Origin of the sequence: Paenibacillus jilunlii (assembly GCF_900102965.1) — a bacterium.
Classification (GTDB): domain Bacteria; phylum Bacillota; class Bacilli; order Paenibacillales; family Paenibacillaceae; genus Paenibacillus_AQ; species Paenibacillus_AQ jilunlii.
This window is the reverse complement of sequence record NZ_FNGM01000001.1, coordinates 781347-795365: the sequence shown is the minus strand read 5'-3', so window position 1 is coordinate 795365 and position 14019 is coordinate 781347. Positions and strand designations below refer to the sequence as shown.

Sequence of the window (14019 nt, the reverse complement as noted above, 5' to 3'; positions counted from 1 at the left end):
TTGTTGTTAAGGTGAGACGGCAAATTCCGAGACACAAGTGTCGCTATACTTAGAGCCTGGAGTAACTTCTAATATAGTGAACGTAATGCTGGTTGTTGCTTTAACTTTTGGCAGCTCTAATGCAGTTTCCTTCGTAAAATCAGCAATGAAGGAGCTTCCATCAGAGAAGGTTAATTTTGCTTTGCGCACACTGTTGTTTTCGAGGTAGGCGGATACAGACTTACCATACCCCGGCAAAACTTTTAAGCTGCCGACTTTAGTCTTTTTGGGGAAGCTAACGGTAAAGCTTTGTCCGATTCCGCTCCCCTTCACCCCTTCGCACCAGCAAGTGGCCGTATCGCCGTCAATGATTTGACTTGCAGTATAGGAGCCCGCCTTCGATTTAGGCAAGGTGGAGGATGCCGTAATTTTTGACACTTCCATTTTGTCGGCAAAATGATAGGCCTCCGACCATGAATCCTTGATTTCTGTTACCTTATAGGTGTGCAAATTCACCTTATATTCGGTCAAAAAGATCCCCCTTACATGTATACTCACATAAACAATCCAACTTTTTTGGCTTTCATTGTCTGCAGCGGGGAAATCGAATTGCACCAGATTGGATTCTTTGCATTTGCAGTATTGGGATACAACAGCTAAGGCATCCTCAGGCTCGTGAACCCGGTTCCCGTAAGGATCACGGATAAAAATCCGCTGCTGAGCAAAAATCTTGTTCATTTCGGAGGGAAGCACTCCCATTCGAAGATTGATTGTGCCGGATTTGAATTCGATGATCCCCTCGCCATGAGCGGTCTTTGGATTTTCATCATGGCCGCTATAGTCCAGATATGTATACTTGAATTTCACGGGTTTCTGTTCTTCCACTGTAATAGGCCCCACCGATTGAAAGCTGTAGTTTTCAAAGTCATCCCAGACTGAATACTCCAAAGCAGCCTTGCCCGTATTCTTGTCAAAGGTAAGATCGAGCGTACCGTCGAGATCCTCGGACTCAACAAATGCTTTGTCCACCCACTCACCCCCGTAAGACGAACCTAATGAACCGGCAGTTGGAGATGCCGCATACAAATTGAAGGTAAAAAGGGAATACAACGCCGCTACGGTAAACAATACTTTGATCATTTGTTTTCGAATTTCCATCGCCATCCTCGTTTCTTTTTTTCATGAAATAGTATTCGACAAACTGCAGCGATTACCTTCCGGTTCTTGCCAGGCCTTAATCCTGAATTGGTTATACTATAGAAATAGGTTATACTATATAAGTAACTATCTAAAAAGGAGATGAAGCAATTCATGGTCGAAAAAAAACGGCTGGGCCGCACTGATCTTATGGTTACTCATATCGGACTCGGCGCCAATGCGGTCGGCGGGCATAATCTGTTCCCGAATTTGAATGACGAAACGGGCAAACAGGTCGTGCGTACCGCTTTGGAGCATGGCATCAATTTTCTGGATACAGCCTTCATTTACGGACCGGAGCGCTCCGAGCAGCTGATCGGTGAAGTGCTTAAAGAAGTCGGAAACCGCAGTGAAGTAATCATCGCCACCAAAGGTGCACACCGTTTTGAAAACAGTAAAACCGTGTTCGATAACAGCCCTTCTTTTCTTGAAGCTTCTGTGGATGCCAGTCTGAAACGCCTGCAAACCGATTATATCGACTTGTATTATATCCACTTCCCGGACGAAACGACTCCTAAAGACGAGGCTGTAGGTGCCCTGCAGCGCCTGAAGGATGCCGGTAAAATCCGGGCCATCGGTGTATCGAACTTCTCTCCCGCGCAGCTGCGGGAAGCGAATAAAGACGGATACGTCGATGTCATTCAGTCTGAATACAATCTGTTGAAACGCCAAGCGGAGCAGGACCTGCTTCCTTACGCCAGCGAGCATGGAATTTCTTTCATTCCCTACTTTCCTCTAGCCTCCGGACTTTTGAGCGGGAAATATGACAAGCATTCCACTTTCCACGATGGACGGGCGAAGAATCCTCTATTTACAGGCGAAGCCTACATCCGTAATATAGAAAAAATTGACCGGCTGCGCGAAATTGCCAATGCCAGGAACACACAAATCACCGATCTGGTGCTCGCCTGGTATCTCACCAGGGATGCCATTGACGCACTCATTCCCGGAGCCAAAAAACCGGAGCAGATCGTCGCCAATCTTAAGGCATTGGAAGTCCAGCTTAGTTCCGCTGAGATTGATCAGATTGATCTGATTTTTAAAAGTTAACCTGATAATGAATTGCCCCTTGGGCCGTGATTCACGGCTTTTGGGGCTTTTTTGGTATTTGCATAATTATGCATGCCTTTCGGCTCTTTCTAAATGCTCAAGTCCATTGATTTTAGCGTCAAATAATGGTTCTTCCGCTTCATATATTTTCCACTCCCAAATCCGATATCTTTATTAGGTATTGTTTTAGTTCCACCATATCATCTATAGAGGAGTCGTCAAATGAAGAAGATTCAAAGGTTAATCACAAGAATAGGGCTTACGCTGCTTGCAGGTGTATTGATTGGCGGCGGTGTTCTAGGGTCAGGAAAGATGACTCCACAAGCTTCGGCAGCTGCTGCCGGGAATGGGTATGTTTTTTACAACTCGGAAGATGTTTTATACCGTGTACCGACCACCGGCGGGACTCCGCAGAAAATTGCCGAAAAATTCGAGGGGTCTTATGCGGATGCAACAAGCAAGTATCTATATTTCTTTGATAATAACGATTCAACCAAGCTGCAGCGCGTGTCTCTGACAGAGCCGGATGCGCTGATCAGCAGCTTTGCCGGCAATAAAAATATTATTTTTTATGAGATAGTGGGTGACTTCATCTACTTCATGGACGATAAAGGTGTAATCTACCGCTCGCTAGCTAATGCGGCAGACGACAGCCAAATCAAACAAATCGCCAATAATGCAGACACGGAATTCCCGGGCTTCTCTGTGAAGAATGGGCGTATTTACTATAATGTGTTGAAGAACGGGACGAACACCTGGGCAGCCTCGAAGTCCCGGGACGGCAGCGGAAACGTGCAATTTATTGCTCAAGGTGCCATTCCAGCTTCTACTTTTATCCGGTCAGGTCCTTCCGGAATCTCTGTAATGGTCGACACCAAGCCGGCAGAAACGTATTACTCATACAATGCAATGGTTCTTTACACCCTACCGTTAAATGGAGGAAATCCCAAAGCGGCCAATGCCAAAAACCCGCTGGATGTGAACGCGACAATGTCAGGTTCTTGGTCCAATGACTATTATGTGTATAACAAAGGTGTCACCGTAGACGATGATGATAATTACGTTTATTCCAAGAGCAAAGGTTATGCCATGACTAAAAACGGCGTATCGTTTCAACTTAGCCAAAACGGGGTTGTCAGCCTTGCGGATATGGGCGGAAACAAGCTGGCCTACGTCGGCAGCAATGGGAAGGGATATATCAGTACAATAGCCAATAATAAAGTAACCAGCACAAAACCCGTTGCCCTGAGTAATGTGACGGACGTATACAATGTCAACAATGGCACAGCCGCCGGACAAATTGTGTTTTATGCAACTGGCGGGGTTTATGCGGTAAATACGGATTTATCCGTAACCAAATTGAACGGTGTAACTTGGGATAACAGTGCAATCTATAATAATATAGATGGCATCTACTATTTTAACGAAGAGGATAACAAGTGCCTTTATAAGATGAGCGCCGACGGCAAAACGAAGCTGAAGCTCTCTGATGGACCTGTGACTGAGATTTATACCATTATCAACAACTAAAATCATCCAACTACCACACTACTCTGTCAGCCGGAGCTTCGAATGAAGCTTCGGCTTTTTCCATCCCGGCTTGACGGACCCTGATTCATAAGGTAATATTCCCCATATAGCAGAACAACACTGAAAAAGGGTAAGTAGACATATTCCCCGTGGACTTCAGAGAGCCGGCGGCCAGCTGTGAACCGGTGTCCAGGATATGCTCGAATGGCCTTTGGAGTTGCTTTTCCGAACCATCCCTGGAGGGTGCAGTAGGGAAATGCCGGGAATCCCGCCGTTATCACGGGAACGGTCTCGAGATGATGGGTTACAACATCTCCGCACCGTAATGAGAAGACTGGAAAGTCTGCACCTTGTGCGGCTGAACGGTCATTTAAGGTGGCACAACGACAACTTCGTCCTTATCGGGCGGGGTTATTTTGTTTTTAAGGGGGTGATGGCCATGGAGGATGGCTGGTGGTGGCGGTTCACGGCTCAATTTCACAAGCTTCTCAAGAATGTTAACAACGATTTTAGGAGGATGTTCACTTATGACAGAACGTGTATTGACAGGAGACCGGGTGACCGGAAAGCTCCACCTTGGCCATTATGCCGGCAGTCTGCAGAACCGGGTGCTTTTACAGGAGCAGTATGAATCGTTTGTATTCCTGGCTGATGTCCAGGCGCTGACGACCCACTTTGCACAACAGGACCTGATCCGCAGCCACATCCGCGAAATGACCCTTGATTATTTATCCGCAGGGATTGACCCCGAGAAGTCCACAATTTTTATTCAATCGATGATTCCCGAAATCGCTGAGCTGACGATATATTTCTCGATGTTCGTATCCGTCAATTCGCTGCGCCACAACCCCACCATTAAGGCAGAAGCCAAAGGACGGGGACTGGACGAACTGTATTACGGGTTTCTGGGGTATCCGGTCAGCCAGGCGGCAGACATCACCTTCTGCAAGGCAACGATTATTCCCGTGGGTGAGGATCAGCTGCCGCATCTGGAGCTGGCCCGCAGAATCGTGCGCCGTTTCAACGAGCTGTACCAGCCTATACTGGTAGAGCCTCAGGCAATGATCAGCAATACCCCAAGACTTGCAGGTACAGATGGAAATGCAAAGATGAGTAAAAGTCTGGGCAATGCCATCGCGCTTGACTCTACTGCGGAGGATATCGCCTATAAAATAAAAAGAGCGGTCACCGACCCCGCCCGTGTGCATAAAAATGATCCGGGGCACCCGGAGATTTGCCCTATATATGCTTATCACAGCGCCTTCCAGCCGCACCACCTTCCAGAGATACGCGAAGGCTGTGAACGTGGAACCATGGGCTGCTCAGCCTGTAAGGAACGGATCACCATGGCATTGGAGCAGCTGATTTCACCGATGCGGGAACGCCGGGCCTATTATGCCGTACGGCCGCATCTGGTGAACGAAATACTGATTACCGGAACACAGCGCGCCCAGGGGATCGCCAAAGAGACGATGAAGGAAGTCCGTGAAGCGATGAAGCTCGATTATTTCAGCCACTCTGTAATGGAAAGAGGTGTCCTCTGATGCTGACTCTGCCGGAGCTCTTATTCTTAAGAAGAAAATAAAATAAAAAGCGGCCAGTGAGCGCCTGGCATCCTATGGGATGCCCGCATCACTGACCGCTTTTTTTGTAATTGTGTTGCTTATGGTTTATCTATGCTTACATATAAATGTCTACAACCGTGTCTTCTGTGCTGCGCAGACGGTCAAAGTCAGCCCGCTTGATCCGCAGTCCGCCCAAGCGGTACGGATTGTTCAGCCGTTCTGCCTGAACCTCCTGGCCGTTCACCTTGACGGATCGGAGTCCGCCTTGGGAGCAATGGTAGACAAATGCCGTTGGTGCCCCGGCGTAATCGAAGTCCAGACGGGTACCGTCCAGTTCGTCCGGCAATACCGGATCGATGATTAGATCCCCGCTGTCTTCGCGGATGCCCAGTACATTTGCGATCAGCTGGTTCATGTAAATCCCCGGACCGCTGGAATAAATTCTCCAGCCGCCTTTGACCGGAACGGAACCGTCACGCAGCTCGGCAAAGCGCTCCTGCGCCTCATACCGGTTGGCGAATTTACCGTCCGAGCTGCTGAAATAAGCATTGCTCTGCCGCAGCTCCGCATTCGGCACCGCATCACGGATGCCGATCGGGTTAATGACGGCCAGCCCTTTCCATACCTGATCCCGTTTGCCGATCTTGGCCATCGCCTCTACAAAGCGGATATGGGCATGCACATATTGCAGACCAATCTCGCGGCCGAAATTCGCCGCCTGCTCCGCACGTTTGAAGTGCAGGCTGACACCTCCGGCATACTGTGCCGGATGATTCATCAGACGCACTCCGTCCGGACAGAGGAACTGCTCCTGGATCAGCTTATAGTGCTCTTCCATCTGCTCCGGAGTCAGCAGCTCGCCAATCATGCTGCGGGTCATGGGCAGCAGACGGTACTGGATGCCGGTCTCCTTATCTTCAGGATGCAGCAGCAGCTTGGCATCGGCCGGATCTTCGAAGTACAGGAAGCCGGGAATCACATCGGTACCCAGCATATAACGGTTGAAGTCTCCCTTGATGCCTTCCGCCAGTTGACGCAGTTCTCCAGACCATGCAGCGTCCACATTCTGAAGAACGTTTGACAGCCCAAGCACGGTCTGATACGTCAAGGCCACCGTCCAGCTGCTGACCATGTATTGCTTAAGCTGGGCATTGGCCGGCTGCAGCGTATCGTCCCAGTCCCCGTCGCCGTAGGAGGACAGATAGGTATCATGCAGGAAGTTAGTTTTGATATAATTCAGCTCTTTGAGCGCATGTTCACGCAGCGAAGCAGTTTGTTCCGTAAAATCGAAACTGTGCCTGCGGGTATACGGAAGCTGCACATCCAGAACGGCGTAATCTTGTGTGGCCCGCAGATAATCGCCCAACACTTTCAGCGGCCAAACGATGATATCCCCGTGGCTCTCCTCCTGCTGGACATGCGTATACTTGTCGAACATGAACCATTGCGGCCAGCTGCCGTCATCCTCATACTGATGGGCAAATACCGTCAGCAGGATTTCCCGCACCTGCTCATATTTGTGGGTGGCCAGGAAATATTCCACAGGACCCTGACAGACGTCGCGGGTTCCCCATGCAGCACCGCCGTACTGTTCCAGACCATGAGGCACAGAATAGTGAACGAGCATATTATGGGTATACCACCAGGCCAGCGCGTTCACCTTGAACAGCTCCCCTTCTCCGCCGCCGGGCTGCGTCAGCTTGAAGCCATTCATCACTCCGGCAAAAAATTCGCGGTACCGTGCAACCTCTGTTTCAAAAGATGCCGGGCTAAGCGGACGTTCCTTGCCATCCAGCAGACCCTGCAGCGCCAGAGTCCATTCCTTGCTCTCCTCCAGCTCCATAACCACAAGTGATGCGCTGCCCTGAGCGGGACCATCCACCAGGAAGGACTCATCTCCCAGGCGGTACACCGCACCGTTCAAATGCATCCGGTAGGACAGCTCAGGGTATACTTCCGCACTTGTCCCCGACTTCGCCGCGCGGAAGGTCAATGTTCCCTCTGCGGCATCTTGTGACACTTCATAAGGAACCTCATATTCCGCTACATTCATAGTAATCTGGTTCGTGATCAGGAAGCGGTAAGCGATGCCGCTAACAGAACGGACATGCAGTCTAATCTCAGGTTCATCCATGGTAGTGTAATTGGTAATCACCAGGGTATCCGAGGCTGTTTTGTAATACCAGCGCACATAATTGAAGCCGATCTCGTACAGGGAAGGCATGGTCAGCAGATGATATTGATCCTCCGTATACACATAAATGCGCTGTCCCGAAGTTTTGAAGATATTCAATGCACTACGGGCATTGGACATCATTTTATTAAAATTGGTATTGCCGATGACCACTTGTGAATTGAAGATACCATACATGTAGGAGGTTGTGGTTATGACTTCCGGGTTCAGACGCGCATTATCCCCGCTCATCAGAATATGGCCGTGCGGACGCTCCACAAGCAGCTCTTTATCCTTCAGCACGACATGCTCATAGCCCCCGGTGAAGAAGGCCAGAAGCTTGCCCCCGTCCCGTTCCTCTTGGAACTTGTGCGGGAACAGTGAATCCAGCTCGGCTTCGGTCAGCGGCAATGTCTGCAGCGGAGCACCAATCCGGGGATTTACGGATACACGGTTCAGCCATTGCCCCTCAGCAGAGACACTGCCCAGAGACTGGACCTGCTGCCAAGCCTCCTGCACAGAAGCTTCATACTCCATTTCCGTAATTGCAGCCGGGTGATCCTCCCGGAACAGTCCGTAGAAAGTGAACCGGGCCTGCCCTTCCAGCTGAACCTGCGGAGACTGCAGCGCAGTGAAGGCAAATTCATACTGGTATACTTCATTTGCAAGCTTGGCCTGGGACAAGGCTTCCGGCTCATTGGTCTCTTTGTAGGAAAGGCCGAAAAACTGGAAGCCATCGGTGGAATAACCCGCAGCGCCGCTCAGCAGTCCCTGCTGAAGATACGGAAACTTTCCGTCCTGCGGCTGGTTCTGGCGGGAACATACCACATATCCTTTAGCTTTATCTTCAAAAACGGTGTGGTCAATATATTGGGACAGATAGGCCTCATTACTGGTAACAGCGCCGGGGGAGGCTATCCCTACATCCTGGGTATAGATCACATCCAAAGGCACTCCGGCCCCGTCGATGGCGACATCCCAGAACCATACCCCGTTATCCGCCATTGAAAAAACAACCTGATACCGGATCGCATTCTCCAGGCCTGTTCCAGCCTGATCCGCTGCAATCTCACCCTGCCACAGCAGGCGGCCGCCATCCTGGCGGAACCTGCTGGCAGATTTTACGCCGAGCAGCGGAAACGCCTGGATTCCATCGGCCAGATGAAGCCTTGCATATAGATTGCCCGGGGCTCCATCTACGCTGCTGGCCAACAGCTGATTGATCATCATTTTGCCGCCGAAAGCCTGATACAGGTCACCGCTCTCCAAAAATGTAAAGGTTAAGTCTCCCTTTTGAATCGACAGCTTGGTATTTGGTGCAGTTGTCAATTTCTATTCACTTCCTTATCTGCTGCGGTAATAAACCGCTGTTATATTTGAAGTTCACAGTCCTATCTTTGTCACGGTTATTATACTAAGCGGAAAGCGGCTGACTGGGTGTCACGGCTATTGGCACCGACATATACGGTGAACATACCGGGATCACTGCTGAATGTCAGATCACTGTGGTGATAGCGGAGCTGGGACTCTTCAATTTGGAAGACAACCTCCCTGCTCTCTCCAGGATGCAGCTGCACCTGCCTGAAGTCCTTAAGCTCCTTGACGGGGCGTACGGTCTCGCCGGACATATCACGGATGTACAGCTGAACTGTCTCGGTTCCCGCCATGTTTCCGGTGTTCGTTACAGTTACTCTGGCTTCAAGCGGACGGTCCGCTGACATACGGTCTGAAGACAGAGAGAAACCTTCAAAGGCAAAGGTGGTATAGCTTAAGCCAAAACCGAAGGGCAGCAGCGGTTCGTTGGGAATATCGGTATATTGTGAAATATAGCGGTTGTCCGTGTGTTCAGCAGGTTTTGGACGGCCCGTATTGTAAGCATTGTAGTATACAGGAATCTGACCTACAGAATACGGGAAAGACATGGATAACCGTCCGGATGGATTCACCTTGCCATATAAAATATCCGCCAGTGCCGCCCCGCCTTCACTCCCCGGGAACCAGGCCTCCAGCACCGCATCCGCCTCATCATACACGCCATGCAGATCAAGCGGACGCCCGTTGAACAGAACGGCCACAACCGGCTTACCCAGCTTCTTCATCTCACGGACCAGCTCAAGCTGCGCTGCCGGGAGCCGGATATCACTGCGGCTGCCGCCTTCTCCGCTCATTTCGGACGCTTCACCAAGCGCCAGCACAATGATCTCTGCTGCCGAAGCAGCCTTCACTGCCTCTGCCAGTCCTGCTTCAGTAATTGTGTCAATGCTGCAGCCTTCCGAAATCACCACTTTGCCGGGATCACCGCTGACTTTTTGCATGGATTCGCCAAGCTGCACCGCAGTCTCTTGGGAACCCTGCCAGGACCACCAGCCGAGAATATCGCCGCTGGCAGCGAACGGGCCAATCAGTGCAACCTGCTGGTCAGCCTGAAGCGGCAGAACACCATCATTCTTGAGCAGTACGCTTGATTTCTCAGCCAGTCTCTGAGAGACTTTCCGGTGTTCTTGACTGTACACGATTTGCTGCTCCAGCTCAGGATCTGCCCCGCGCATCGGGTTCTCGAACAAGCCCAGCTTTTCTTTCAGTACCAGAATCCGCAGTACAGCTTCATCGATCAGCGCTTCATCCACCAGCCCCTCAGCCACAAGCTCAGGCAAATGGTTCACGTAGCTGGTGGTCATCATATCAATGTCGACACCGCTGTATATCGCTTTGAAGGCAGCTTCTTTTTCATCTTCCGCTGCGCCATGGGCAATGATCTCCTTGATTGCTGCCCAGTCGGAGATCACGACACCGTCGAAGCCCCATTCATCACGCAGTATGCCGCGCATTAGGCTGCGGTTGCCGGTAGCCGGAATCCCATTCACGGTATTAAACGAGGTCATTACCATTTCAACGCCTGCGTCGACCGCTGCTTTGTAGGCGGGCAAATAATATTCCCGCAGCTGGCGCTCCGAGAGATCAACCGTGTTGTACTCACGGCCGCCTTCAGCCAGTCCGTACGCCGCAAAGTGCTTCACACAGGCCGCTACACGGGATACATCTTCCTTAAGATTATCCCCTTGAAACCCTTGGACAAACGCCTTCGCAAATACAGCATTCAAATAGGGATCTTCTCCGGTGGATTCCATAACACGGCCCCAGCGGGCATCGCGGACCAAATCAACCATCGGGGCAAAGGTCACATGAAGCCCGGATACCGCTGACTCACGCGCTGCAATCTCGGCGCTTTGTTCAGCAAGCTCAGGGTCCCATGAGCAACCAACCGCCAGCGGAATCGGAAAAATCGTCTTGAAGCCATGCACAATATCAGCCATGAACAGCAGCGGAATACCGAGTCTGTTGCTGGCCAGATGTTCTTTCTGCACAGCCATCATTTTTTCGGCACCTGCGATCCCTAGTACTGAGCCAACTGCACGTTTGGTGTCATATTCAATGCCCAGCTCTTCCATGGGTCCCGTAATCTCCGATTCATCCCCCGGCTTGTCATAAAAAGGGGCTGCCAGCTGCAGCAGCTGGGCGATCTTCTCTTCGAGAGTCATATGTTTCACATATTTGTGGTACAGATGTTCAGTCATGGGTTGTTCCCCTCCAATGAAACGAAACGTTTCTCTTACTATATCTCTTTTGTAATATGGCTTAATATCTTATATCATTCTAATAAATCATAAACGTTTCACTTTGTTTCGATAACCCGCTGCTATTTGCGGGAAACCTGGCAATATTATTTCTGGGGCAGGACCGACTGGCGTTCCACCAGCTCAATCTTAAGCTTATAGAAATCGTTCACGGTGTCTCCATTGAGCATTTGAAACAGCAGATGCCCCGCCAGAGAACCGGATTCGTACATCGGCTGCCGGATCGTGGTCAGCGGAGGCTGGATGTATTCAGCCAGCTGGATATCGTCAAAACCGATCACCGAAATATCATCCGGCACGGAAATTCCGCCTTCCTCCAGGGCTTTCATTCCTCCCACAGCCATTTCATCATTTGCATAAAAGACGGCTGAAGGCAGTTCCCCTTGCATCAGCATCATCTTAGTGGACTTATATCCGCCTTCACGGATAAATCCGCCGTTCAGCTTCCACTTGGTTTTCTCCTCAAGGCCGGCTTCGCGCATCGCACGCACGAACCCCTTGTACCGCAGCGCATTGTCATAGGAATTGGCCGGACCGCTGATATAGGCGATATGCTGATGGCCTTTATCGATCAGATAACGGGTAGCACTATAACCGCCCAGCTCTCCGTCGACCACCACATTGATAAGCCCTTCACCGGCAATCAGCCTGTCCATCACAACAATCGGAAACCTAGAGCTTCCAGCAGCCTGAAGAATTTCATCGGTAATATTATGAGCCAGCACTATAGCTCCATCCACTCTTTTTTCCAGAAGGAACCTTACTGCCGTAGAGTCTTTACCGCCCATAGAGCTGCAAGCTATAAGATCATAGGAATTAGATAGAGCCACATCCTGAATGCTGCGGATAAGTTCTGAATAATACGGCCCGGATAAATCTGTCAATATGAGGGCAATGGTATTCGTGCGGCTTCTTTTCAAATCCATGGCAAAGCCATTTTTCTGATAATTCAGCTGCCTTGCGGCCTCAAGCACCTTTTCTCTTGTCTTGGCACTCACCTTGCTGTCGCCGCTCATAGCATATGAAGCGGTTGACAAGGCCACCCCTGCCAGCTTGGCCACATCCTTGATCGTTGCCATTTCATTCAATCCTTCCCTAGACATGCAAATATGCTTCTCTATATTATTTTATGCCGGAGATGGTATATCCTTCTATGATATGCTTCTGGAAGAAGATAAATATAATAATAATCGGCACGACCATGAACGCGGCTCCGGCCATCTGCAGTCCGAACTCGGTTCCGTATTGGCCTTTGAGCAGCGACAGCCCTACGGATAAGGTATACAGTCTCTCATCATTGGCAATAATCAGCGGCCAGAGGAAACTGTTCCATGCCCCAATAAAGGTCAGGATACCCTGTACGGCAAAAACCGGCTTCACGATCGGCACCATCAGCTGGAAGAAAATCCGCAGCTCGCCCGCCCCGTCCAATCTTGCCGCCTCCAATAAATCGATAGGAATCGTCGTCATGAACTGACGGAACAGGAAAATTGCGAACGCCCCCACCAGACCAGGCAATACGATCCCCGCCATCGTATTCACCAAATGCAGCTGGTTAATGATCAGATAGGTTGGAATCATCGTCACCTGTCCAGGGATCATCATCGTCGCCAGAATGATATAGAAAAACTTGTTTTTACCGGGAAAATCAAATTTAGCAAAAGCATAACCGGCCATCGCGTTCAGAAACAGCCCCACAAAAGAGCAGAGCACGATAATCAGTGTATTTTTCAAATAGATCATAAAATCCATTTTCAAGAACAAATCCCGGTAGTTGGAGAATGTCGGGTGGCTCGGAAAAAGTGTTGGCGGAATTACAGTAAATTCATTCTCAGGTTTAAAGGACGAGCCGATCATCCAGATGAACGGCACCATCATCAGCAGTCCTCCGATAATGAGCAGCGCGATCATCAGGCCCTTTTCGATATGTTTCATTTTTAATGCCATGCCTGTTCCCTCCTTATAAGCTGGCAGCCCGCAAGCTGATGCTTAATATTCCACTTCTTTCTTTTTGACCGCGAATTGAATGAGCGTCACAATAATGATGATGATGAACAGCACAAACGATCCGGCAGCCGCATAACCAAACTTGCTGAGCTGGAAGCCGTTGTTGTAAATGAAAAGTGCCATCGACATCGTTGCATTCAGCGGTCCGCCCTTGGTCATAACCAGCGGTTCTTCGAAGAACTGAATCCAGCCAATCAAGGTCGTAATAGTCACAAAGAAAGTAGCAAATCCCAGCAGAGGAACGGTGATATAGCGCAGCTTCTTCCAGCCGGTCGCTCCGTCAATCTCAGCCGCTTCATAGTATGAGCGGGGAATGCCCTGCAGTGCCGCCAGGAAAATAATCATATTAAGCCCGATGGATTTCCAGAACGCCAGCAGGATCAATGATAATTTCGCCAGTGTCGGGTCTTGAAGCCATTGCTGAGCAGGAAGTCCAAATATCGACAGAATATAGTTGAAAAGCCCATAACTGCCGTTATACAGGTATCCCCAAACCACGGCCACGGCCACAATGTTGGTGATGGACGGCATGTAGTAGATGACACGGAAGCTTTTGAACAACCAGCTCGTTCCGTAATTGAGCAGCAGGGCAACCCCCATGGAGGCGAGCACCACGAGCGGTACCCCAATAACTACATAAATCAACGTATTGTACATGGACTTCAAGAAAATCGGGTCTTTGAAAATATTGATATAATTCGCAAAACCCGCACTGCTGATATTCGAATAATCCGCAAGTCCGACCAGATCCATATCGGTAAAGCTGATGACCAGCGCGATAATGATCGGAATAATGGAAAATAAGGTCAGCAGGATTACGGCAGGTGCGATAAACATATACGGGTATTTATTTTTATGCCATTGCTTTACAAATGAACTCACA

Annotated in this window: 9 protein-coding genes; 3 read left to right on the top strand and 6 right to left on the bottom strand. The window is 50.0% G+C overall.

Going from position 1 to position 14019, the window contains the following annotated elements; genetic code table 11:
• Positions 1 to 6: 6 nt before the first annotated feature.
• Positions 7 to 1137, bottom strand: a complete 1131-nt coding sequence (locus tag BLQ82_RS03775) for a discoidin domain-containing protein (protein ID WP_143013331.1) — start codon at positions 1135 to 1137, stop codon at positions 7 to 9.
• Positions 1138 to 1290: 153 nt separating this feature from the next.
• On the opposite strand from BLQ82_RS03775, the gene BLQ82_RS03770 reads away from it, so the two are divergent.
• The 3 genes from BLQ82_RS03770 (at position 1291) to trpS (ending at position 5300) form a co-directional block, all read left to right on the top strand.
• Positions 1291 to 2226 carry an aldo/keto reductase gene (locus BLQ82_RS03770; protein WP_062521681.1) on the top strand — a complete coding sequence of 312 codons (936 nt, stop codon included), beginning with the start codon at positions 1291 to 1293 and terminating at the stop codon, positions 2224 to 2226.
• Between the two features lie 222 nt (positions 2227 to 2448).
• Entirely contained in the window at positions 2449 to 3756 is a 1308-nt protein-coding gene (locus BLQ82_RS03765; RefSeq protein WP_062521679.1) for a DUF5050 domain-containing protein, read from the top strand.
• A 527-nt stretch (positions 3757 to 4283) separates the two neighbouring features.
• Complete coding sequence (trpS, locus tag BLQ82_RS03760; protein ID WP_062521677.1) at positions 4284 to 5300, top strand: tryptophan--tRNA ligase; 1017 nt, start codon at positions 4284 to 4286, stop codon at positions 5298 to 5300.
• 136 nt (positions 5301 to 5436) lie between these two features.
• Here the strand turns inward: trpS and BLQ82_RS03755 are convergent, their stop codons facing one another.
• The 5 genes from BLQ82_RS03755 to BLQ82_RS03735 form a co-directional block, all read right to left on the bottom strand.
• Complete coding sequence (locus BLQ82_RS03755) at positions 5437 to 8823, bottom strand: GH36-type glycosyl hydrolase domain-containing protein (protein WP_062521675.1); 3387 nt, start codon at positions 8821 to 8823, stop codon at positions 5437 to 5439.
• A gap of 80 nt (positions 8824 to 8903) precedes the next feature.
• Positions 8904 to 11069, bottom strand: coding sequence for a beta-glucosidase BglX (bglX, locus tag BLQ82_RS03750; RefSeq protein WP_062521673.1), 2166 nt, complete (start codon positions 11067 to 11069; stop codon positions 8904 to 8906).
• A gap of 146 nt (positions 11070 to 11215) precedes the next feature.
• Positions 11216 to 12208, bottom strand: coding sequence for a LacI family DNA-binding transcriptional regulator (locus BLQ82_RS03745; RefSeq protein ID WP_062521671.1), 993 nt, complete (start codon positions 12206 to 12208; stop codon positions 11216 to 11218).
• Between the two features lie 43 nt (positions 12209 to 12251).
• Positions 12252 to 13076 (bottom strand): carbohydrate ABC transporter permease, encoded by an 825-nt coding sequence (locus tag BLQ82_RS03740; protein ID WP_062521669.1) that lies wholly within the window; start codon positions 13074 to 13076, stop codon positions 12252 to 12254.
• A 42-nt stretch (positions 13077 to 13118) separates the two neighbouring features.
• Positions 13119 to 13973, bottom strand: coding sequence for a carbohydrate ABC transporter permease (locus BLQ82_RS03735; RefSeq protein WP_062521718.1), 855 nt, complete (start codon positions 13971 to 13973; stop codon positions 13119 to 13121).
• Positions 13974 to 14019 lie beyond the last annotated feature (46 nt).

Coding starts and splice junctions, on each gene's coding strand:
- BLQ82_RS03775 (WP_143013331.1), bottom strand. CDS start 1,137: ATGGAAATTCGAAAACAAATGATCAAAGTATTGTTTACCGTAGCGGCG.
- BLQ82_RS03770 (WP_062521681.1), top strand. CDS start 1,291: ATGGTCGAAAAAAAACGGCTGGGCCGCACTGATCTTATGGTTACTCAT.
- BLQ82_RS03765 (WP_062521679.1), top strand. CDS start 2,449: ATGAAGAAGATTCAAAGGTTAATCACAAGAATAGGGCTTACGCTGCTT.
- trpS (WP_062521677.1), top strand. CDS start 4,284: ATGACAGAACGTGTATTGACAGGAGACCGGGTGACCGGAAAGCTCCAC.
- bglX (WP_062521673.1), bottom strand. CDS start 11,069: ATGACTGAACATCTGTACCACAAATATGTGAAACATATGACTCTCGAA.
- BLQ82_RS03745 (WP_062521671.1), bottom strand. CDS start 12,208: ATGGCAACGATCAAGGATGTGGCCAAGCTGGCAGGGGTGGCCTTGTCA.
- BLQ82_RS03740 (WP_062521669.1), bottom strand. CDS start 13,076: ATGGCATTAAAAATGAAACATATCGAAAAGGGCCTGATGATCGCGCTG.
- BLQ82_RS03735 (WP_062521718.1), bottom strand. CDS start 13,973: ATGTTTATCGCACCTGCCGTAATCCTGCTGACCTTATTTTCCATTATT.